Annotated in this window: 21 protein-coding genes and 1 pseudogene; 4 read left to right on the forward strand and 18 right to left on the reverse strand. The window is 29.5% G+C overall.

Annotation, left to right across the window (positions count from 1 at the left end):
- Positions 1–3: 3 nt before the first annotated feature.
- The 8 genes from ALEK_RS15710 to ALEK_RS15745 are packed head-to-tail and all read right to left on the reverse strand — an operon-like array spanning position 4 to position 6,041.
- Entirely contained in the window at positions 4–1,863 is a 1,860-nt protein-coding gene (locus ALEK_RS15710) for a flagellar hook-associated protein FlgK (protein ID WP_071628042.1), read from the reverse strand.
- Positions 1,864–1,918: 55 nt separating this feature from the next.
- Complete coding sequence (locus tag ALEK_RS15715) at positions 1,919–2,629, reverse strand: flagellar basal body L-ring protein FlgH (RefSeq protein WP_071628043.1); 711 nt, start codon at positions 2,627–2,629, stop codon at positions 1,919–1,921.
- On the reverse strand, positions 2,622–3,047 hold the full coding sequence (locus tag ALEK_RS15720; RefSeq protein WP_071628044.1) for a hypothetical protein: 426 nt from the start codon (positions 3,045–3,047) through the stop codon (positions 2,622–2,624). Before ALEK_RS15720 ends, ALEK_RS15715 begins: the two co-directional genes overlap by 8 nt.
- Position 3,048: 1 nt before the next feature.
- Complete coding sequence (locus ALEK_RS15725) at positions 3,049–3,588, reverse strand: flagellar basal body-associated FliL family protein (protein ID WP_071628045.1); 540 nt, start codon at positions 3,586–3,588, stop codon at positions 3,049–3,051.
- Between the two features lie 11 nt (positions 3,589–3,599).
- On the reverse strand, positions 3,600–4,082 hold the full coding sequence (locus ALEK_RS15730) for a MotE family protein (RefSeq protein ID WP_071628046.1): 483 nt from the start codon (positions 4,080–4,082) through the stop codon (positions 3,600–3,602).
- An 11-nt stretch (positions 4,083–4,093) separates the two neighbouring features.
- Complete coding sequence (locus ALEK_RS15735) at positions 4,094–4,498, reverse strand: hypothetical protein (RefSeq protein ID WP_071628047.1); 405 nt, start codon at positions 4,496–4,498, stop codon at positions 4,094–4,096.
- A gap of 2 nt (positions 4,499–4,500) precedes the next feature.
- Positions 4,501–4,761 carry a flagellar biosynthetic protein FliQ gene (locus ALEK_RS15740; RefSeq protein ID WP_071628048.1) on the reverse strand — a complete coding sequence of 87 codons (261 nt, stop codon included), beginning with the start codon at positions 4,759–4,761 and terminating at the stop codon, positions 4,501–4,503.
- A gap of 2 nt (positions 4,762–4,763) precedes the next feature.
- Complete coding sequence (locus ALEK_RS15745; RefSeq protein WP_071628049.1) at positions 4,764–6,041, reverse strand: hypothetical protein; 1,278 nt, start codon at positions 6,039–6,041, stop codon at positions 4,764–4,766.
- A gap of 98 nt (positions 6,042–6,139) precedes the next feature.
- Between ALEK_RS15745 and ALEK_RS15750 the strand changes: the two genes are divergently transcribed.
- Together ALEK_RS15750 and fliM are read left to right on the forward strand one after the other, a co-directional pair.
- Positions 6,140–7,189 (forward strand): flagellar basal body P-ring protein FlgI, encoded by a 1,050-nt coding sequence (locus ALEK_RS15750; RefSeq protein ID WP_071628050.1) that lies wholly within the window; start codon positions 6,140–6,142, stop codon positions 7,187–7,189.
- A gap of 1 nt (position 7,190) precedes the next feature.
- The gene (gene fliM / locus ALEK_RS15755) at positions 7,191–8,303 is read left to right on the forward strand and encodes a flagellar motor switch protein FliM (protein WP_071628051.1); all 1,113 of its coding nucleotides are present in this window, start codon (positions 7,191–7,193) and stop codon (positions 8,301–8,303) included.
- Positions 8,304–8,316: 13 nt separating this feature from the next.
- Here the strand turns inward: fliM and pyrC are convergent, their stop codons facing one another.
- From pyrC to ALEK_RS15805, 10 genes and pseudogenes are all read right to left on the reverse strand, one after another.
- The gene (pyrC, locus tag ALEK_RS15760) at positions 8,317–9,342 is read right to left on the reverse strand and encodes a dihydroorotase (protein WP_071628052.1); all 1,026 of its coding nucleotides are present in this window, start codon (positions 9,340–9,342) and stop codon (positions 8,317–8,319) included.
- A complete protein-coding gene (locus tag ALEK_RS15765; RefSeq protein WP_071628053.1) occupies positions 9,342–9,680 on the reverse strand; it encodes a P-II family nitrogen regulator in 339 nt (112 codons plus the stop codon). Before ALEK_RS15765 ends, pyrC begins: the two co-directional genes overlap by 1 nt.
- Before the next feature lie 66 nt (positions 9,681–9,746).
- On the reverse strand, positions 9,747–10,931 hold the full coding sequence (locus ALEK_RS15770; protein ID WP_071628054.1) for an ammonium transporter: 1,185 nt from the start codon (positions 10,929–10,931) through the stop codon (positions 9,747–9,749).
- Between the two features lie 120 nt (positions 10,932–11,051).
- On the reverse strand, positions 11,052–11,390 hold the full coding sequence (locus ALEK_RS15775) for a P-II family nitrogen regulator (RefSeq protein ID WP_071628055.1): 339 nt from the start codon (positions 11,388–11,390) through the stop codon (positions 11,052–11,054).
- Between the two features lie 128 nt (positions 11,391–11,518).
- Complete coding sequence (gene amt / locus ALEK_RS15780; protein WP_071628056.1) at positions 11,519–12,733, reverse strand: ammonium transporter; 1,215 nt, start codon at positions 12,731–12,733, stop codon at positions 11,519–11,521.
- 657 nt (positions 12,734–13,390) lie between these two features.
- Positions 13,391–13,735 (reverse strand): annotated as a pseudogene (locus ALEK_RS17745) (methyl-accepting chemotaxis protein); the annotation flags it as partial.
- 1,054 nt (positions 13,736–14,789) lie between these two features.
- A complete protein-coding gene (locus tag ALEK_RS15790; RefSeq protein WP_071628058.1) occupies positions 14,790–15,989 on the reverse strand; it encodes an EAL domain-containing protein in 1,200 nt (399 codons plus the stop codon).
- Positions 15,990–15,992: 3 nt separating this feature from the next.
- Complete coding sequence (locus tag ALEK_RS15795; protein ID WP_071628059.1) at positions 15,993–16,790, reverse strand: ABC transporter ATP-binding protein; 798 nt, start codon at positions 16,788–16,790, stop codon at positions 15,993–15,995.
- A gap of 8 nt (positions 16,791–16,798) precedes the next feature.
- Positions 16,799–17,608 (reverse strand): nitrate ABC transporter permease, encoded by an 810-nt coding sequence (gene ntrB, locus ALEK_RS15800; RefSeq protein ID WP_071628060.1) that lies wholly within the window; start codon positions 17,606–17,608, stop codon positions 16,799–16,801.
- Positions 17,609–17,819: 211 nt separating this feature from the next.
- Complete coding sequence (locus ALEK_RS15805; RefSeq protein ID WP_071628061.1) at positions 17,820–19,202, reverse strand: CmpA/NrtA family ABC transporter substrate-binding protein; 1,383 nt, start codon at positions 19,200–19,202, stop codon at positions 17,820–17,822.
- Between the two features lie 376 nt (positions 19,203–19,578).
- On the opposite strand from ALEK_RS15805, the gene ALEK_RS15810 reads away from it, so the two are divergent.
- A complete protein-coding gene (locus ALEK_RS15810) occupies positions 19,579–20,859 on the forward strand; it encodes an MFS transporter (protein ID WP_071628062.1) in 1,281 nt (426 codons plus the stop codon).
- A gap of 80 nt (positions 20,860–20,939) precedes the next feature.
- On the forward strand, positions 20,940–22,565 hold the full coding sequence (locus tag ALEK_RS15815; protein WP_071628063.1) for a protein kinase domain-containing protein: 1,626 nt from the start codon (positions 20,940–20,942) through the stop codon (positions 22,563–22,565).
- Positions 22,566–22,640: the final 75 nt, after the last annotated feature.

The following is a 22,640-nucleotide window of genomic DNA, read 5'->3' on the forward strand; positions in this document are numbered from 1 at the left end:
CCTTTATCTTTTTAATCCAAGTAATGTTTTTAACATTTCATCAATTACTGTAATAATTTTTGCATTCGCTTCATAGGCTGCTTGAAACTTAACTAGGTTTAGCAGCTCCTCATCTTTATCAACTTTTACTAATTCATTATATGAACTAGTTAATGCTGTTTGTACATCTTTTTGTGTTTTATGTAAAAAGTCACTTGACTCTTTATCCGAAGATACATTTACTCTAATTTCTTGAAAGAATTCTGAGAAAGATGTATTTTCATTATTACTTGGATCTTGTGCTTTACCATCAAATGATAAATCTTTTTTCCACTGTAATGTAGCTAAATAATCTAAATCTTTTTGGTCTAAATCATTAATTGCTGCTTCATTAAATGTCATAGTTTTAACACTAGTTCCAGAGAATAAATTTAGACTTGTAATAGTTCCATTAGTCTCATCAGCAGCTAATTCTCCATAAGTATATTGATCTGTACCAGTTTTAATATACTGATCAGTTACATCAGCAAAAGTACGTGCAAAGGCATCTAATTTATCTTTATAAACCTGTAGCTTATTATTTGGAGAGTTTGAAGTTAAGCTATCAGTTTGCGCTTTTAATGTTCCAGATTTTAATGAAATCTCTTGATCATAAATAGCAATAGCAACTTTATCCACAGCATCTGAACTTTGATTTTCGTCTTTATAGGTATTACTTCTCTCTTCAACTCCAGCAATTGTCTCTTTTACTGTTATTCTAGATTCAAACTTACCATCTAAACCACTTTCATCTGACTCTATTACTAAAAATTTATCAATTGCTTTGTTATCAACTTTTCCACTTGCAGTTTCTACATAATTACCATTATATGCAGTTACTAATCCTTTAGTACTAGGATTTTCGTTAATAGAATATGCTAAAGCTCGAACATAGTTTGATGCAGTTACAGTATCAGGATTTCCATCCCCATCAATATCAATATCATGTGTATTACCATCAGTATCTGTATATTGGTTTGATCCAATTGTTACAGTCACACTTGTATTATTATTTAGTTTAAATGTAATTTCATCCCCAGCAGAGGCAACACCGTCTTTAAAGTTTGTATTTGAGGCAATTCCTGTTGAATCAACAAATCTATCAACCTGAGGTTCTTTACTTTCAACTACTTTTACATCTCTTACATTTGTGTTATATCTAACAGCAACATTACCAGCAATTTTCAGTTCATATTCGTTGTTTTCTCTACTTACTTCTATATCAACATATCCAGATAGCTCTTCTTCAAGTTGATCTCTTTTATCAAGTAAGTCATTAGTAGCAACACTTTGTTTACCAAGTTTTTCGTTAATTCCACCAATTTCTTGTAAAAGAGAATTAACCTTAGTAACATTTGATTGAAGTTCTTCTTTTTCTAAAGCTTGAGTTTTTTCAATACTTGAATATAAACTTTGTAAAGAAGATACAATTACTTTACCTTCATTAGCAAGGCTATTTTTATAGATTTCTGAATTGGGATTTGATCTTAAATTTTCGACAGCTTGAAAATATCTGTTTAAATCAGATGAGAATCCACTATTTTCAGTCTCTTTGAATGCAACTTCAACATTAGCTAAAATACTAGATGTTTTAGAGAAGTTACTTTGTCTTGAACTCTCAGATAATAATCTGTCAAACATGTATTGAGAAGTAATTCTATATGCATTGTCAGAACCAACACCACGCCCAGTAAACCGAGTGTCCGTTTGTTCTAACTCTTTCATATCGACTACTCTTTTTTTGTAGCCTGGAGTATTCTCATTTGCAATATTATTAGATACGTTTTCTACAGCAATCTTTGCAGAAGTAAGACCTGAGTATGAAACATTTAATGTATTAAGCATAGAATCTCCTTATAAAGTGATACCTAATTATCACATTACATTTCTTAATTTTAGATTAAAAGGGCCAAATAGCTCTAAATAGTTTTAAGCCCCATGGAGTTTCCATAATGTCAGCTTCTGAACCTTCTTTATCATATAACATCTTTAAATTGGCAATTTGCGATGAGTCAATAGAGTTATCAGAACTAATATCATAAGGTCTGATCACACCTGTTATTATAATGGTTTGTTTTTGTCCATCAATAAGTAGTTCTTTTGAACCCTTAATATAATAGTTACCATTTTGGTATGTTTCTTCTATTATAGCTGAAACCGTAGTAGAGAAAGTTTCATCAAATTGTGTTTTAACTTCACCCTTATCTGATGTAGAACTAGTAGTATTAAAATTAATACCTAGATTTCTATTAACTTTATTTGCATATTTTGCAGCAGTTTCACCTAAAACATTACCATTTGTTCCAGCTAAAATTCCACCACCTAAAGCATTATTTCTATTACTAGTTAATTCTCTTTTATTTTTAGAATCTGATTTCAAGCCTTCGTTAATATTAATCTGAATAATATCCCCAACTTGTAAATCTTTTTTATCAGCAAATAAAGAAGCTCCTTGCATTGAATAAAGTGAACCTTTATTTTTTCTAACTTCTGGAGCTTTTTTAGGAATTTGAACTTCTGGTTTTTTGAAATCAATTTTTTGAGAAGAAAAAGTACTACTACAAGCGACGAAGAAAAAAGAACTTGAAATTAAAATTAAACTTTTAAACATTTTTCTTTCTTTCCATTATATATTTAAGATCAATAGCAACAATAATTTCATTTAAAGTATTTTTAATAAGCGCTAAGGTTCCATATCTCACCATTAAAGCATCAAGGTTAGTTTTTAATTCACAAATAATAACTAACTTATTTTCAATAATTTTAACATGTTGAACATTTTCTTGACCTACTAAATCAACTGCTTTTTCAATCTCTGATAAAACAGCTCGCTCAAAATTCTTTTTAGTTTCTTTTATCTTTTCTTCTTTTAATTTAGCAGCTTTTTTTGTTTCCATATCTATTCTATCTTGTTCTGCCATTTGACTACTCATATGAAAATAGTAGCCAACAAGCATTAAAGCCACAAAGGCTAAAGAAAGGATTCTTATGATTTTTTGTTTTTTATTTCTTTTTACTGCAACAATCATTTTATTTAATTACGAAAGTAGTAAATAATATCTTTTTAATATTATTAGATTTAACATCTTCATTATTAGATGTAACTTCATTTACAACAGTATTAATTTCTTCAAGCAATTCTTCTTTTAGTAGAGCTTTTCCACCAACAGTTAATAACTCTTCTGAACTTCTAGCACTAATTTGATTAATAACAACATCAATAATCTCTGCTCTGCTTTCTTCAACAATTGCAGCAATAGTTGGTTCTACACTTTTTAGTGTAAATGAAAGTTTCATTAACTTTTCTCTACCTTTAGAGTTAGTAATATTTAATACTAAATCATCAACAGCAGCTTTAAAAGTCTCTTTTGAATCACCTGCTTCTTCTTTTTGTACCATCTTTTCTTGTTGCTCGCCTTCTGGCTTAGGAGATAATATACCTTGTGAATACAAGAAATATGCTCCTCCCACAACTGCTAATAGTAGAACAACTACTAAAGCCACTAAAACAATAATCAAACCTTTACCTCCGCCTGACGCTTTAACTTCTTCTCCATTCTCATCTGCCATAATAATCCCTTCTACTTCTCGTTAATATTATAATTTTCTAGCATTTCAGTAATTTTAGCTGCATTTTGTACACTTAAAAACTTCATAAGTAATGTTACATTTCTTTCTTTTAACTTCAAGATTATATCAAAAACATCTTCAAGTTTACCCTCACTAATCATCACATCAAAAATACCAGCTGCGATTTTTGGTTTCATAGAATTATAAATTTTTGTTGTTTTACTTTGTACAGTTTGCTCTATACTTTGCAATATTTTAAGATTTTTATCATGTAAGTCTTGAATATTATTTTTTTCTCTTTTTACTTGAGTTAATATAGTTTCTAACTCTTTTTTTCTCTCTTGATACTCTTTTTCTTTTTTATTATAAAAAGAATTTAATTCTTTCTTTAATTCTTTTATTTCTATTTTTTGTTTTGTAAGATAACTACTATCTTGAGTTTGGCCATATGAGCAAACAACAAAAGTTAAGATCAATACTACTTTTTTAATCAATTATTATCCTTTTATCTACTTATATATTTACTTTGAATATATTCATCAGAAGCTTCTTGTTCAGCTAAAAGTAACTTTTGTAAAGCTTCTCTTTTTTCTTCTTCTAAAATATAAGCAAACTGTTCTGTTTCTTTTTGATGTTCTACAATTTGTTCAACTAATGTTTCTAACTGACTGTTATATGCATTTCTTTCACTTTGTAATTTAGTAATATGAAGTTTCATTGTATTTTTATGCATAGCAAGTACAGAGAAATCAGAAATAGAACCAAACTTATGTAAGGTTGCTGTATCAATTTTATTTTGAGTAAACATCATTTCTGAATCAATTTGCTCAATTTTTGACAATAGTTGTCCTTTTTGCATTAACAGTTGATCAGTTTGATTTTTTTTTAGATCGTATAGTTTTTCAATCATAATTAATTACCAAAAATTAATATTAAATCCCATAAATCTCTAGTGTAAGTAGCAATATGATCTCCTACCCAAGGCAGAGTAACTAAAATAAATGCCGAAACAAAAATCATTTTAGGTACAAAAGCCAGTGAAGCATCACTTACTTGAGTTACTGCTTGAAAAATAGAAATTATTAATCCAATTACCATACTTACTAATAAAGAAGGTAATCCTAAGATTAGAATAATTTTTACTGTATTTTCAGCAATAGCCATTAAATCCATGGCTAATCTTTTACTTTAATTGTAATTTCTAAAGTTTTATTGTTTAATAATTTAGATATTAAATCTGCAATATCTTGTGAATTTGAACTTGTTATTTCTACATTCTCACTAGCAGCAACTTTTTTAGGAGTACTACTAGTAGTATTACTTACAGGTTTAATATCAGACACGCCGTCTAAAGCACTTAAAATATCTGCTTCATTTAATGTATCAAGTTCAGAAAACTCATCTGACATACTATCTCCTTCGTTGAATTCTATTTTATTAATAGATTCTTCAACTCTTATTTCTTCAGTAGGTTCATCTACTTCTATATTATTTTCTTCTAAAATTTTATCTAATTCATCAAGACCATCTAGTCCATCAATTTCATCAAAAGAACTAAAATCATCTATGTCATTCATTATATCGTCATTTTCTGAAACTTCTTGAAAAGATGATTCTTCTTTTTTATCAGTATTATCATCTGATACTAGTTCATTATCATCATAATCAAAAGTAACATTGTTTAAACCAACATCTTCATCAAAATTCATCATTGAATTTAATTCTTCTTCACTTAAGATATCTCCTGAATCATTATCAGAATCATCAGAAGACATTAAGCTTTCTAAGTCATCAAGATTAATATCTTGTTCAATATCTAAATTATCATTTGCAAATAAATCATCTTTTTCTTCTGATAAATTCAATTCTTCATCTAAAAGTAAATCATCAATTGATAATTCGTCAAAAGACAAGTCTTCTTTTTGTTCTTCTTTCTCTTTTGTGATTAATAAATCATCATTTTTCTTTTCAATTGGCTCTTCTTCCATAGGTTCACTAGCAAGAAGTTGTGCTAATTCATCATCTAACTCAATAGATTCATCTAAATCTTCACTATACGCATCATCAACAATATCAACAATTGAATCATGAATATCTTCTTCAGATTGTCTTATAATTTCATCATGTTTTTGGATAATATATTTTGGAATTTCTTTTAGTGAGTCTACTGAAAGGTCAGCTATTCCATTATCTAGTAAGAATTCTTCTTCAATTCCATCTTTTGGAACTAGAAATTTAATCTTCTTTGTAATAGCATTTTTTTTGATAATTTTTTCATCATCAATTAAGTAAATATCGTTGGGATTTTCTTGAATTACTAGCTTTAATTCTTCAAGTTCATTAATATCTTTAATGACACTATTGTCATCAAGTTTAAATTTAATATTTGCATGTTCTAAAGTTTCATGGATCTCTTTTTTAAACCCACTGTTACCATAAATAAAAATATTCAAACCCAAACCCTATATTATAATAATTTTTACTATAAAGATTATACCTTTTTTTATTAAATTTACGATAAAATATTAGCAATTAATTATAAGGTATTGTATTGAAGTATATTTTTTTAGTAACTATATTAATTTCATCTATTTATTCACAAACTATAAAAGATATTTCGAACATCATTGGTATTCGTGAGAATCAACTTATCGGATATGGATTAGTTGTAGGATTAGCAGGAACTGGTGATAAATCCAAGTTTACAATGCAAAGTCTTCAAAACTTACTTAGAAATTCTTATATAAAAATCCCAGCAGGTTCTATTAATTCAAAAAATATTGCAGCGGTAATGGTTACGGGAACTCTACCTCCTTTTTCAAGACAAGGGGACAAAGTAAAAATCAAAGTATCTACAATTGGTGATGCAAAATCTGTTGACCATGGAGAGCTTTTAATCACTCAACTAAAAGGTGTAGATGGAAAAGTTTATGCCCTAGCTCAAGGTACAATTATTGCAAATGCGAATAATAAAACTTCAGGTTTTATTTATGAAGGTGCAACAGTTGAAAATGAAGTTGATTTTAACCTAAAAGATGAAACAGGAATAACACTGAGTTTATATAAAAGTTCTGCAAAAAATGCTGACTTAATAGAAACAAAAATAAATAAAAAATTTGGTACAAGACTTGCAGTTGCTTTAGATACAAGAACTGTAAGTATTAGAAAACCAACAGAAATTTCTATTGTAAAATTCATATCAATGGTTGAGAATATTCCTTTAGATTCAACATTTAAAAAGAAAATTATTATTGATATGAATAGAGAAACAGTTATAACAGGTGGTGCAATTCCAATTGACCCTGTGACAATTGCTAGAGATTCCTTTACACTTAGAATCAAACAATCACCTTTAGCTGCTTCGCAGTTTAAAGATAAAAAACTTAATAAAGGTGTTGATGTAGGAGATGGCGTTAAAATTGTTGATAAACCAATTGTTGATATTAATAATGCAAGAATTGACACAAAAAATGCACCTACAGTGGCTGATTTAGTAAGAGCTATGAAAGTAATGAAATTACCAATGAGTGAAATCATTGACACATTAAAAATGATCAAAGAGCTTGGAGCTATTGACGTTGAACTTGAGATAAGAGGATAATATGGCTGAATTTTTAAGTCAAGATGAAATTGATGCACTTTTAGATATTGCAGAACAAGGGGAGGATATTGATGATGCCTCTCCCACTGACAAAGTAGTATCCAAAGAAAAAAACTATTCAATTTACGATTTTAAAAAACCTAATAGAATATCAACTGAACAATTTAAAGCCTTTTCAACTATGCATGATAAAATGCTTAGGGATTTTATTACAGATCTTTCTGCAATGCTTAGAAAAATTGTTGATATTAAATTATACTCAATTGAACAAATGACATATGGAGAGTTTATTCTTTCTATTCCACAAATTACATCATTAAATACACTATCTATTAAGCCTATGGAAGGCCGAATAGTAATTGAGTGTAACCCAGGTATCTCTCATAAGATTATTGCAGAATTATTAGGTTCTGGAGCTGTAAACACTAATGATAACTTAGATAGAGAACTTACAGAAATTGAAGTTGAGATTTTAGATCACTTTTATGAAATGGTAATAAAAAATTTATTCAGATCTTGGGATGATATTTCAACACTGAATTTTAAAACTGAATCAAGAGATACAAATGCAAATGCTATTCAGATTATTTCTGATCATGAGATTGTACTTCTAGTTGTATTAGAGATCACAATTGATGAAGAGTCTGGATTCTTATCTATTTGTTACCCTATTTCTTATATAGAACCCTTACTTGAAAAAATTGTTGAGAAAGTTTTCTCTGAGGGTAAAAATAGAAAATCAAGTAGAAAAAAAGATATTACAACACTTATTTCTGGAGCAAAAATGCAGGTTGAAGCTGTAATGGCAGAAACAGAATTAACAGCTGAAGAAATCTTTGGATTAAAAGAGAATGATATTATTGTATTTAATAAAAATGCAACATCAGCCTCTACAACTGTATATATTAATAAAAAAGAGAAATTCCAAACAGTGTCAGGGGTTTCAAATAATAGAAAAGCTGTTCAAATACAAACTAATATTGATAAAGAAAAACAAGAAACATTAGAGATATTAAGAGTAATGAGAGAAGAGCGAATTGTAAAAGCAAAAGAGACAACAGAAAATATCCGTCGTCTTCTAAAAGAAAAAGAAGAAGAGAAAAAGAGAAGATAACTTCTCTTTTTAACTAGTCTTCAATACTCCAAGCTAATGTTTCACCAGCATACATTGGTACTACATTATCTTCGTTATATTCATATATAGCAGGTACTACATAATCTTTTTTAACTAATTTAATTTTTTTGATTTTTGGTTTTAAATCATAAACTCTTTGAGCGTTTAATGATACAAAATCATTTAATTTATCTAAGGCTTGATATTTTTCAAATAATCCTACTAATACTTGTAAAGCAATTGGTGATGTAAATACACCAGCAGCACAACCACAGCACTCTTTTTTATGTTTAGGATGAGGAGCTGAATCAGAACCAAACATTAATTTAGGATGCCCTTTTAATGCAGCATCTAATAATGCAGATCTATCATGCGGTCTTTTAGCAATTGGTTTACAGAATAAATGAGGTTGTAACATTCCACCAGCAACGTCATCAAGTGTAATTAATAAGTGATGTAATGTAACTGTTGCATGTAAGTTATCATATTTATCAAGTAATTCAACAGCATCAGCAGTAGTGATGTGTTCCATAATAATTTTTAAATCAGGGAATGCAGCAGCAATTGATTCATAAATTGGCATAAATTCTTTTTCTCTATCCATAACAAAACCATTAGTTTCACCATGAACACATAAAGGAATACCAAGTTTACTCATTGATTCTAATGTAGGTCTTAAAACTTCAACATCCATTGAAGATACACCTGTTTCAGAATTTGTAGTAATTCCTGCAGGATAAAGTTTAATTCCAATAATATCATCTTTGATATCTTCTAAGAACTCATACGAGTAATTATTTTGGAAGAATAAAGTTACATAAGGTTCAAAAGTATCACCTTTACATGCTTCATTAATTCTATCTTTATAAGCTAATAAAGCTTCTTTTGTAGTTACAGGTGGTACTAAGTTTGGCATGATTAATGCACCTGTAAATGTATTAGAAGTTAAAGGTCCTACTAGTTTTAACATATCACCATCACGTAAGTGAAGGTGCATATCTAAAGGTTCGTTTATTTCGAATGTTGTAACACTACTCATTAAATAGCTTCCTCATCTTCTTCACCTGTTCTAATTCTAACAATTTTTTCAATTGATGAAACGAATATTTTACCGTCACCAATTTTTCCAGTTTTTGCTGATTCAGTAATAAGTGCAATTGTAGAATCAACGTCGTCTTCTGCAACGATTAATTCTAATTTGATTTTTGGTAAGAAATCAACAACATATTCTGCCCCTCTATATAATTCAGAGTGACCTTGTTGTCTTCCATATCCTTTTACATCAGATACAGTCATTCCTGTGATTCCAGCTTCTGTCAAGGCATCTTTTACATCTTCAAGTTTAAACGGTTTAATTACTGCTTCAATCTTTTTCAAGTTTCATCCTTTTTTTAAGTCTTTTATTTTATCTAAGTTTTATTTTTATTTAGGTTATACGCTATTTTAGAAAGCTCTTTTGAACTCTGGATATGCTTCGATACCACACTCTTCAACATCTAAACCTTGCATCTCTTCATCATTATCAGCTCTTAATGGAATGATTTTATTGATGATAAATAATACAATATATGAAGTTACAAAAGCAAAAATTGCAACTAATACAATACCTTTTACTTGTCCCATAAATGTAATATCACTACCATTTGCAGCAAAAATTCCAACTGCTAATGTTCCCCAAATACCATTTAATAAGTGAACAGATAAAGCCCCAACAGGATCATCTAATCTTAGTTTATCAAAGAAAGTTACACCAAATACAACAATAGCTCCACCAATAGCTCCAATTAAAATAGGAGTATAAATATCATATAAATCAGGCCCTGCTGTAATTGCAACTAAACCACCTAAAGCACCATTTAGGATCATTGTAATATCCAGTTTTTTGTATTTAATATACATTAAAACTGCAACCATAATAGCACCTGCAAGTCCAGCTGTATTAGTATTCATAATAGTTAAAGCAACCGCATCAGCTCCTTCTTTTGAAGCAATTGAACCAACAGATCCACCATTAAATCCAAACCAACCAATCCATAATAAAAATGCACCCAATGTAAGTAATGGAATATTTGAAGCTGGAATTACTCTAATTCCACCATTTTTTGTATATCTTCCTTTTCTTGCACCAATTATAATAATTGCTGCTAATAAAGCCCAACCACCAGTTGAGTGAATAACAGTAGAACCTGCTAAGTCATACATAGATAAAGCTAAAACTGTACCTTCAAGTAAGTTAGTTCCCCATGTAACATTTACTACAAGTGGATAAAGTACTGCTGCCATGATAATTGTAAAAATAGCTAAAGGAACAACTTTTGCTCTTTCACTTACTCCACCAGACATGATGTTAACTACTTTACCAACAAATGCCATTTGGAAAAGAAAAGCTGCCCATTGACTCATTCCCTCTGCACCAAATCCACCAAAGGCTATCTTGTAACCTATAAGTAAAAATGCCATAGAAGCAATTGCATAAATTAAAGTGTTGATTGTTAAAACGGCTGTAACATTTTTAGTTCTTACAATTCCTGCTTCTAACATTGCGAAACCTGGAACCATAAATATAATAAGTGTCATTGCAAAGATTGCATATAACGTATCAATAACGTAAGAAATTTCTGTACCCATAAAACTTTCCTTAGTTTTTTTTCTTTAAGTATATAGGTATAAAAAATATTTGTATAGAGAGTTTCTGTATAAAAAATATACAATTCAAGAAAAAGTGCTTTTCTTGAATCGTTTTGTATATTAAATAGCCTCAGTTCCTTTTTCACCAGTTCTGATTCTAACTACATCATCTAAAGATGAAACAAAAATCTTTCCATCTCCGATTTTTCCAGTTTTTGCTGATTCGACAATTGCTTTAATTGCTGAGTCAACCATATCTTCATTTACTACAATGTCAATTTTGATTTTTGGTAAAAAATCTACAACATACTCAGCCCCTCTGTATAATTCAGAGTGACCTTGTTGTCTACCATAACCTTTTACATCGTAAACACTCATACCTGTAATTCCAGCTTCTACTAAAGCATCTTTTACATCTTCAAGTTTGAAAGGTTTAATTATTACTTCAATTTTTTTCATTTTAATCCTTAAAAAATGTCCCATTTTTTTAGGGACTATTTATCTAATAACTTCTTTTAACGATGGGAGTAAATCCCATCTAAAGAAGCAAATCCTAAAGGAAGTAACGAGTTACTTCTATCTACCGCTTATGCTCTTTTGAATTCTGGATAAGCTTCTAATCCAGTTTCATGAATATCAAGACCATTTACTTCAGTCTCTTCATCAACTCTAATTCCAACTACTAGATCTAAAATCTTCCATACAATGAATGAAGATACAAATACAAAGGCACCAATTATAACAACACCTTTAAGTTGAGCCATAACTGTAACATCTGGGTTGAAAATACCAACCGCGATTGTTCCCCAGATACCAGCTACTAAGTGAACAGATAAAGCACCCACTGGATCATCAATTTTTAACTTATCCCATAATGGAACAGCAAATACAACTAAAGCACCACCAACAATACCTTCAATAAATGCAACAACCATACCTAAATCAGGTCCTGCTGTACAAGATACAAGTCCTGCTAAAGCACCATTTAAAACCATTGTTAAATCAACTTTTCTATAAATAAGTTGTGTTAATAATGCCGCTGCTAAAGCACCAGCTGCCGCTGCCATATTAGTATCAGCAACAACCATTGCAATTGCTTCAATATCACCTTTAGAACCCATAGCTAATTGAGATCCACCATTAAATCCAAACCAACCCATCCATAAAATGAATGTACCTAAAGTTGCAAGAGGTAAGTTAGAACCAGGAATTGGTCTTACTGCTCCAGTTTTAGAGTATTTACCTTTTCTAGCACCTAAGATTAAAACAGCTGCTAATGCTGCCCATCCACCAACTGAGTGAACAATAGTTGATCCAGCAAAATCAGAGAAACCTGCAATTAGACCACCTAATTCAGTTCCACCCCATGTCCAGTGACCTTGAATTGGATAAATAAACGATGATAAAACAACAACAAAAATTAAGAATGGCCATAACTTCATTCTTTCAGCTACAGAACCTGAAATAACAGAAGCAGCAGTTGCTACAAACATTACTTGGAAGAAAAAGTCAGAGAAAGCAGGATAAGCTGCATCAGCTGCTGTTTCACCACTAAATATTGCAAGTGATCCAATAAATGAGTTACCCTCACCATACATTGCGTTATACCCTACAAAATAGAACATAATACAAGAGATTGCAAATAAAGCAACATTTTTAGTAAGAACCGTTGCATTGTTTTTTGTTCTTGTTAAACCAGCTTCTAACATAGCAAACCCAGCTGCCATCCACATTACTAGTACCCCTGAAAAGATAAACAGGAAACCATCTAATATATATTTTACATCAGCAAAATTTTCCATAAGACTCCTTTGTCAAATTATATGTCACAATTATAAAATATTTTGCTAGTTCTGTAAACATATCTACTGTATATTAAATATACAAATAGATAATTAATTATTCTACAGTAGATTAATTAGTTACTTTATCTCTTTTAATTTATTCAGAAGTATAAATATTTCATCAAGAGTATTTTCAATTAATGGTGAAGTTTTTAAAATAAGCTCTTCATCCCTACTTTTCATTGATTCACCGTATATTACAAGGTCTTTATCCAGCTGTAATGTAAGCTCTTTTAAACATGTAAATACTTTATTATCTAACTTTGATTCCTTTTCATGAATATTAATAAAGTCATTTATATTACTTCTATGTTCAACATTAATATCAATACTTGAAGAGTTATTGTTTATTTGATTTAATATTGCCTGTTTATATTTTGTATACTCAATCTTAAGGCTGTTTAGTTTTTGGGTTAAGTCAAAATCATCTATTCTTTTTTCAACTTCTAAATCATATTCATTTAAAGAAGCAGCTTGAAGCATATCTTGAGCTACACTGTTTGTTTGAATAGCCACATCTTTTGTTTTACTAGCCATATGGGCATTTTGTTGAGTGATATAATCTAGGTTATTCATAGTTTCATTTATTTGAGATAGATTATTCATTTGTATTTTATTTGATTTTGCAACATCATCAATAATATTTGTATTCTCTTCAATCATAGAAGAAAGTTTCTCAAAACTATTCATCATCTGTTCTGAATACTCTTTTCCATCTTCTGATTTTTGATTTGCGACTTCAACAAGATGTTTAATTTCTTTTGCCGCTTCAGCACTTCTATTTGCCAAGTTTCGAACTTCCTGTGCAACTACAGCAAAACCTTTACCAGCTTCCCCTGCAGTTGCTGCTTCAACTGCTGCATTAAGTGAAAGAATATTTGTTTGAAATGCAATTTGATCAATAATTGTAATAGCTTCATTAATAGCGCTTGTTGATTCATTAATCTCATACATAGATTTTTGTGTGTTCTCAACTAATTTTATTCCTTCTTGAGAATATGCTTTTGTTGAATTTGCAATCTCTAACATATTAGAAGCTTTATTTGAAGTATCAGTAATACTTGAAGTAATATCATGAATAGAAGCTGTTGTTTGTTCTAGCGAGCTAGCTTGAGAGAGAGAAGAAGAATGAAGTTGATTTACTAAATCTAAGAGTTCATTTGATTTTGTATCTAAAATATTTCCATTTTTATTAACCATTGCTAAAAACTCGGAAATATTCATACCTATCATATTAAGACATCTAAGTTGAGTATTTACAATTGCACCTATTTCGGTTTTATCAGCTTTAACTGTAAAATCTCTATTTGCATAATTAAGAGATGTTTTAAAAGAGTTGACAATATTTACTCGTAAATTATCAATCATATTATTCACATTCTCTTTTAGTTCATTTATATACACATTATTAGCAACTGAGTTTATACGATAAACTAAAAAACCTTTTCCAACCATTTTAGATACAAACTTAGCTTCATTAATCACTTCATTATCAATAGCTAATCCATCTTTTATTTTTTGGATATTTTCATTTAAATCTTTTGCCATTAATCCAAAATCATCTTTTGAATTAATATGAATTGTTTCAAGTTCTTTTTGAGTTGTAGTCAAGTAACTAAAAAAATTGTTTAGTCCAAATCTAATATTATAAATTGAACTTGTTATATATTTGGAAATATAAAAATAAAGTAGAAAGGATAAAGTAAATACAAATATAAAAAATAAAGATTTTAAAATAATAGTACTTTCAAAATCAGAGATTTTATTTTCAAGGACTAATAATAAATCTTTTTTATTATTGTAATTTAAATTTAAAAGCAAGAGATCTAATTTTTCACTAGTGAGTATATTTTTTTCTTGAAGAATTTTTTCTTTTATTATTTCATATTTTTTATATTCATTATATTCATCCATAAACAAAATTGTGGACAAAATCATATAGGCTAAAATTGGAATAAATACCAATGAAACAAGTTTTGTTTTTAAACTACAATTATAAAAATATTTTTTCATTTTATTTTCCTTCTACTACTATATCAAGACATAAAATACAGCTTTTATTTCCTAAGCTAAACCTTTTAGCAAAGGTTTTACATATATTTCCCGTGGCATAAGATATATATTTGGGACTTAAAAATATTCCTTGTTTTGATTCCAAAGTAATATAATAATACTCTTTCAAATAGTGTTCATCTCCACATTTTGTTGGTTTGAATTTATCATTGATATTTTCTGAAACCATGGTGTCATTAATCTGTTTAGAGCTTTGGGAATCAATAAGGTAAATAGCCTCTATATCTTGATGTTTATAAAACTCATCTTCTAAGATTTTATGTGAATGTTCAAGTGAATTTATTTTGCTAAACATCTCATTTGCAATTAAGTCATATTTTGAGATCACTTCTCTTTTTTTATTTATACCAGCAATATTTCTTGCTTTAAAATCTTTACCAATTGTTATAATTTTTTTAACTATGGTATTAATATCATCATCATTTATTTGAGAAGTTGGTTTTGCAAAATAAAAACCTTGAAAAAGATTTATTGTAGATTTAAGACCTAAACAAATAGCATGTTCATCTTCAACACCCTCACCTAAAACTCTAATTCCTAGGTTATGACTCATTTTTGAAATAGCTTTTACAATTTCTTTATTAATTTGATTAGTTTTTATATCAGTAAAAAGAGACCTGTCAATTTTTATAATATCAGGCCTAATTAGATTTATTCTATCAAAGGTAGAACTACCTGTTCCAAAATCATCCAAGGCAATTGAAAAGCCCAGTTCCTTGTAGGTTGAGCAGAATTTCTTTAAGGCTTTTGTATTAGTAATTTCATCTTCTTTAATTTCTAATACAAAATTCTGCGGAGGTATTTTTAAATTAAAAATTTTCTCTACAAATCTATTTCTATTTTTAATCTCTTCGTATTTATTTATCATAGTTGATTCAAAATTCAGAAATAAAACTAAATCCCTATCTTTATAATAATATTCACTAAACTTTTCAATTGCTTTTTTTCTTGTTAGTTCATCTAATTCAATTATTAGATTTTCTTTTTTAGATAAATCAAAAAGTACATTAGGAGGAATAAATTCACCTTTATATACACATCTAGTTAGTGCTTCAAAAGCATAAACTTTTTTTGTACGTATAGATACTATAGGTTGAAAATATATTTCAACTAACTCTTTTTGAATTATCTCTTTTATCATTTTCTATTCATCATCTTTTGCAAATTTTTCGTAAAGAAAACTAAGAATTGCTTCTCTACATCTAATATATTCAGGGTCACTTTGTAACTCAACTCTATTTCTAGGTCTTGGTAAATCCACTTCTAGAATCTCCCCAATTGTGGCTTCTGGACCATTTGTCATCATAATTACTTTATCACTTAATAAAACAGCTTCATCAATGTCATGAGTAATAATAATTACAGTATTTTGAACACTTTGTTGAATTCTCATTAGGTGTTCTTGTAGATTGGCTCTTGTTAATGAATCCAACGCTCCAAAAGGTTCATCCATCAATAAAACATCAGGTTTGATACTTAAAGCTCTAGCAATTCCAACTCTTTGTTTCATACCCCCTGATATTTCTCCGGGGAATTTATCTTTTGCATGATCAAGATTTACCATAGATACAAACTTTTCAACTCTTGCTCGAAGCTCTGATGAACTTAATTCTGGCATTACTTTTTTTACTGCCATTTCAATATTTTCATAAACTGTAAGCCATGGTAAAAGTGAGTGATTTTGAAAAACAACAGCTCTCTCAGGTCCAGGACCTTTAATCTCTTTATTTTTTAATAAAATATTTCCTTGAGTTTGTGCATCAAGTCCAGCAATCATATTAAGTAGTGTTGATTTACCACAACCACTATGACCAATAATTGAGATGATCTCATTTTTTGCAATCTTAACATTTACATCTACTACTGCTTTATACTCATCTCCACCTGGAAGTGGAAATGCTTTATATATATTCTCTAATTCTAAAAAATTATTATTACTCATGATTTCTCCTACATTTTCTTTCTATAATCAAAATAATCTGCAACTTTTCCCATTGCAACATCTAAAATAAAACCAATAAGCCCAACAAGAATGATTCCAATAATAATATTGTGATAAGCCAGATTATTGTATTCATCCCAAATCCAAAACCCAATACCAATACCACCTGTAAGCATCTCAGCTGCTACAATTACTAACCAAGCAATTCCTAGAGATAGTCTCATTCCTGTAAAAATATATGGAACAGCAACAGGAAGAATGATTTTAAATACTTTTTCAATTGCAGTAAATTTTAAAACCTTTGCTACATTTAGATAATCCTCATTTACACTTTTTACCCCTAAGGCTGTATTTATGATAATTGGCCAAATTGAAGTAATAAAAATTGTTGATATTGCCGTTGTATTAATATCTTGAAAAACAAATAACAATAATGGCAACCATGCTAATGGTGAAACAGGTTTAAAAATTTGAATAAATGGATCAAGTGCATATTGAAAGTTTTTACTCATACCAATAATTAATCCAACAGGAACACCAACTAAAACAGCTAAGGCAAACCCTGCAAATACTCTCTCTAAAGAAGCTAAAATTTGCCAAAATACACCCTTGTCATCTTGGTTCTCAATATAAAAAGGATCTGATAATACACCCTCAATTTCATCCCCATCGGCAGTTTCACCACCAAAAGCATAAACTAATGTATCACTTGGTGTTGGAAAATCTTCTACAATACTTGCAATTCCTGACCAAACTTGTATCAGAACTACTAATACTACAAATGGAAGTAGTATTTTTTTTAATGTCTCTTTATTCATTTTTTACCTTTTTGATTTGTTCTTTTAGATGCCTAGAGAACACAATTTTGTAGGATAGGAAGCTACTCTAGGCATTTAAAAAGACAAAGCACTTACGCTTTATCTTTTTTGATTCTTATTTAAACTATTGTCTTTCTGTTGTCTCGCCCTGAGGTGGTACTTACGTACATCACCTTCGGGTTCCAACAGAAAAAAGACAACCTATTGTCTTTTATTTACCTGTTGTCACATATTTTGGATCAGCACAACCAGCAGGTCCATAATGACACTCGTATTTTGGTTGTTTAGTTTCAACAGACCAAGTATTAGCTTTCATTAAATCTTCTTTTGATACTAATGAATTTTGAACTTTTGCATCGAAAATATAATCAACTGCTTTATTTGGATCCCAAACTTTTCCATCTAAGAATTTGTTGTATTCATCAACACCATCTTTTTTCCATGGACTTGGAGGTAATTTATAGTCAACTTCTGCTGCAACTTGGGCAAATAAATCAGGTCTATATACTTTTTCAATTAAAGCTTTCATATCTACTGGTTTATCTAATTGTCCCCATCTATACATTTGAGTTACAAACCACATACCATGTGAATAGAATGGATAAGATGCATAGTTATTAGCAAATACATTAAACATTGGATTTGCAGAATCTACACCTTTGTTATAAAGGAATGTTCCGCTCATTGATTTTCTTAATACATTTTTTGGAGCTTTTACATAGTTTCTTTTTGCTAAGTATCCAATAGCTTCTTCTCTATTTTCCCAAGATGCATCAAGCCACTTTTGAGCTTTTATAACTGCTCTCATAACAGCTTTTGTAGTTTCTGGATTTTTTTCAACAAAATCAGCTCTTGCTTGTAGTACTTTTTCTGGATTATTATTCCAAATATCATAGTTTGTAACTAAGGCAGAACCTTTACCTTTTAATACAATTCTTGAATTCCAAGGCTCCCCTACACAATAACCTTCAATATTTCCAGCAATTAAATTCGATGGCATTGTAGGTGGTGGGAAAGGTTTAATAGTACAATCTTGGTCAGGTCTAATACCAGATGAAGCCATCCAATATCTTAATTCATAGTTGTGAGTAGAAACTGGGTGAACCATACCAAAACTTAATGGTTGATATTTATTCCCTTCTTTTGCTCTTTTTGCATCAATGTATTTTTTTAAAGAATCAGCAGTTACTGGACGCTCAGATTTATCTAATCCATACTCTTCCATTTTTTCAATAATGTCATTACCATAAGTAATTGCATTACCATTAAAATCTAATGATAATAAAGCTTGTAAATGAGCATTACCATTAATTCCTAATGTCGCAGCAATTGGCATTCCTGCAAGTGCGTGTGAAAAGTCATATTCCCCTGAAATAACTTTTTGTTGAATTCCTGGCCAACCACCACCTTCTTTAGCAACATGAACATCAAGACCTTCTTCTTTAAAGAAACCCTTCTCTTTTGCTATTACTAGTGGAGCACAGTCAGTTAAGGCAATAAACCCTATCTTTAATTTTGTTTTCTCTGGAGCTGCTAATAATGTACTCGCAACAATAGATACACCTAATCCAATTTTCAGAACCTGCTTAATCATCTTTTCTCCTTTAAATATACACTGATGTGTTTTTCATGTTTAAATCATAACAGAAGTTTTAATACAAAAGATACAATTATATGTTTATTATTTATACAGATAAAACTTAAATTTTCATTATTAAATAATTTTTAATACTATAATAAATCCTTTTTATGGGATTTAATTGCATTTTTAATAATTTTAATCTTAAATTATCATAAATATTAATTTTAAAATATTTCTAATTTTATATACATTTTATATGTTTATATTTTATACATATATATACTAGTTAATTATATATTTTATAATTGAATAGTTTATATACAGAAAATATCAGACATATGAAAAACAAACATATATAATAAACTTAGATTTACATTAAAGGGTTAAGATGGCAGGATTAAAAGATCTTAAAGGTCAAGGACATGCACCAACATTGTTTATGGCTTTTTTATATTTCGATATGAGTTTTATGGTATGGACAATGTTAGGTCCATTAAGTACAGAGATTAGTGAAGCATTAGCCTTAACTGGTCATATAATGACAGCAGGAGAAAAAGCAACTTTACTTTCTCTTCCAATTTTATCAGGGGCTATATTAAGAGTAGTACTTGGATTTGGAGTTGATAAATTAGGAGCAAAAAGAACTGCACTTATTTCTCAAACTATTGTTATTGCTGCTTTATTAACAGCTTATATTCAAGGTAATAGTATTACTTATAATCAATTATTAATAGTAGCACTTGGTCTTGGTTTTGCAGGAGCTTCATTTGCAGTTGCACTTCCACAAGCTGGTCAATGGTATCCACCAAAACTTCAAGGTGTTGTTTTAGGAATTGCGGGAGCTGGTAATATTGGAGTTGTAATTGACTTCTTATTTGCACCAAAAATTGCTGAAATCTGGGGATGGGAATCTGTATTTGGAGTTGGAGCATTTATGGCTATTGTAGTATTCGTAGCTTACTTATTCCTAGCACAAGATGCGCCGGAAGATGTATATAAAAAGAATCCAAAGAAACTAAAAGATTATGGAAAGCTATTAAAAGACAAAGATACTTGGTGGTTCTGTCTATTCTATGCTGTGTCTTTTGGTGGATTTGTAGGATTTGCTGGATATATGAAAGTATATTTAATGAACACTTATCAAGTTGATATGTCTGCTTTTGGTTTAGATATATTAGATGAAGGAAATGTAAAAGTAATTGCGGGTTACTTTGGAGCATTATGTATCTTCGCAGGTGCTGTTTTAAGACCAGTTGGTGGAGCAGTTGCCGATAAAATTGGTGGAGTTAGATCACTTTATTACTTCTATGGATTAGTAGCTTTATTAGTAATTATTAATGCTACAATGAGTTTACCATTTGGAGTTGCTATTTTAGTTTTATTCTTAATTATGGCAAGTTTAGGAATGGCAAATGGATCAGTATTCCAATTAGTTCCACAAAGATTTGGTAAAGACATTGGTATTATGACAGGTATTGTTGGATGTGCTGGTGGTCTTGGTGGTACTGCACTTATTCAAACACTTGGTTGGTCAAAAGGTGCCTTTGATGGATATACAGCTGGATTCTTAATCTTTGCAGTTGTTGTATTTGTTGCTATTTCTGGTATTTCATTAGTGAAAACTAGATGGAGAACTACATGGGGAGTTCAAGCAGGAGGTAGAATATAAAAAGAGCTTAGCTCTTTTTATATTTAAATTAGAACTTGGATTAAATAGTTTTAATTTAAATATAAAATGAAGGTTTTAAATTGAGTAAAAATAATATAAGTACATCAGGATTTTCACTAGCTAAAAGACAAGAATTAATAGGTGATGATTATTATGAAATAAAACAATTTAATGACCTAACTATTGCCGTTTTATGTGATGGTGTAGGTTCAGCTGAAGCAGGTGCATTAGCTGCAAAAAAAGTAACTCAACATATAATTACAAACTTCAAAAATATTCCAAAAACTTGGTCTATAGAAAAAGCTATCAAAACTTTTATTAGCTCAATTAATCAAATTTTATATGCTCAATCAATTCAAGATTATGAAAGACCCGAACTTGTAACTACTGTAACAGTTGCAGTTATCAAAGGAAATAGACTTTATGGTGCAAATGTAGGAGACAGTAGAATCTATCTTTTTAGGGATAATTCCTTAACTCAATTATCACATGACCACAATGAAGAGGGAATGGATAATGTTCTAACAGATGCCATTGGAATTGATAATGAGGTTGAGATTTTTTACTTTGAAAACAATATTCATAAAAATGACAAAGTTTTACTTTGTAGTGATGGTTTATATTCACTTATGAGCGAAGATACACTTTGTAGAAATCTAGAAAATGGAGCTTATCATATTGTAAAAAAAGCTAGTTCTCTAGTAGAAGACAATCTTCCTGATGACACCTCTGCTGTTGTTTTAGAGATTAACCAAACTGATGAAATACAAAAAATGAAAGATCTAAAACTATTAATCCCTGAGAAACTAAAAAGAGGTGATGAAATAGATGGGTATAAACTAACTTTGTCTTTAATACAAAATGATAGAACATGGGTTTGTGAAAAAAACTCAAAAGAGTATGTAATAAAATTCGCACCCTATGAAGCACTAGAAAATGAAGATATTTTAGATTTATATACAAAAGAAGTATGGAATGCAAAAAGATTAAAAGCAGGATTTTTCCCAAAATCTGTAGTTCCAAAAAATAGAACTGCAAGATATTATATTATGAAAAAACTTGAAGGAATTACTCTAAAACAATACTTGAAAAAAAGAACTTTATCTATTGAAGATTCTATTACTTTAGCTAAGACTTTATTATCAATGAGTCAGTATTTATTAAAATTTAACTTAGTACATGGAGATATCAAACCTGAAAATATTATTGTTATGAGACGTGATGGGAAAAATATATTTAAAGTAATTGATTTTGGATCTATCACAGAAGTTTTCTCTATAATTAATAAAGCAGGAACAGCCTCATATCTAGCCCCTGAGAGATTTCAAGAATCTTCTATAAATGAAAAAACGGAAGTTTATTCTATTGGAGTTACTTTATATGAATCATTGACAAATAAATTTCCTTATGGGGAAATAGAACCTTTTCAAAATCCAAGTTTCAAAAATATCAAACTACCACAAAAATATAATAGTAATATTCCAGATTGGTTAGAGAGTATAATTTTACGCTCAACTTGCGCAGATGAAAAACTTAGATATTCAAATTATTCTTTTATGAAATTTGAATTAGATAATCCAAATAAAGTGGAACCATTTTTTAATAAAAACACTCCTTTATTAGAAAGAGACCCTTTAAAATTCTATAAATATGGTTTCTATTTTTTATTGATTTTAAACTTTATTTTACTTATTCGTTCATCTTAAAAAAGTAGTTAATTTTTATACATCTATTTCTTAACTTTACATTAATTTATAGTATAATCTTTCATATAAATATTA

This window comes from Poseidonibacter lekithochrous (assembly GCF_013283835.1).
GTDB lineage: Bacteria > Campylobacterota > Campylobacteria > Campylobacterales > Arcobacteraceae > Poseidonibacter > Poseidonibacter lekithochrous.

Coding starts and splice junctions, on each gene's coding strand:
- ALEK_RS15710 (WP_071628042.1), bottom strand. CDS start 1,863: ATGCTTAATACATTAAATGTTTCATACTCAGGTCTTACTTCTGCAAAG.
- ntrB (WP_071628060.1), bottom strand. CDS start 17,608: ATGAATAAAGAGACATTAAAAAAAATACTACTTCCATTTGTAGTATTA.
- ALEK_RS15725 (WP_071628045.1), bottom strand. CDS start 3,588: ATGGCAGATGAGAATGGAGAAGAAGTTAAAGCGTCAGGCGGAGGTAAA.
- fliM (WP_071628051.1), top strand. CDS start 7,191: ATGGCTGAATTTTTAAGTCAAGATGAAATTGATGCACTTTTAGATATT.
- ALEK_RS15740 (WP_071628048.1), bottom strand. CDS start 4,761: ATGGATTTAATGGCTATTGCTGAAAATACAGTAAAAATTATTCTAATC.
- ALEK_RS15795 (WP_071628059.1), bottom strand. CDS start 16,790: ATGAGTAATAATAATTTTTTAGAATTAGAGAATATATATAAAGCATTT.
- ALEK_RS15715 (WP_071628043.1), bottom strand. CDS start 2,629: ATGTTTAAAAGTTTAATTTTAATTTCAAGTTCTTTTTTCTTCGTCGCT.
- ALEK_RS15775 (WP_071628055.1), bottom strand. CDS start 11,390: ATGAAAAAAATTGAAGTAATAATTAAACCTTTCAAACTTGAAGATGTA.
- ALEK_RS15770 (WP_071628054.1), bottom strand. CDS start 10,931: ATGGGTACAGAAATTTCTTACGTTATTGATACGTTATATGCAATCTTT.
- ALEK_RS15810 (WP_071628062.1), top strand. CDS start 19,579: ATGGCAGGATTAAAAGATCTTAAAGGTCAAGGACATGCACCAACATTG.
- pyrC (WP_071628052.1), bottom strand. CDS start 9,342: ATGAGTAGTGTTACAACATTCGAAATAAACGAACCTTTAGATATGCAC.
- ALEK_RS15735 (WP_071628047.1), bottom strand. CDS start 4,498: ATGATTGAAAAACTATACGATCTAAAAAAAAATCAAACTGATCAACTG.
- ALEK_RS15805 (WP_071628061.1), bottom strand. CDS start 19,202: ATGATTAAGCAGGTTCTGAAAATTGGATTAGGTGTATCTATTGTTGCG.
- ALEK_RS15790 (WP_071628058.1), bottom strand. CDS start 15,989: ATGATAAAAGAGATAATTCAAAAAGAGTTAGTTGAAATATATTTTCAA.
- amt (WP_071628056.1), bottom strand. CDS start 12,733: ATGGAAAATTTTGCTGATGTAAAATATATATTAGATGGTTTCCTGTTT.
- ALEK_RS15720 (WP_071628044.1), bottom strand. CDS start 3,047: ATGATTGTTGCAGTAAAAAGAAATAAAAAACAAAAAATCATAAGAATC.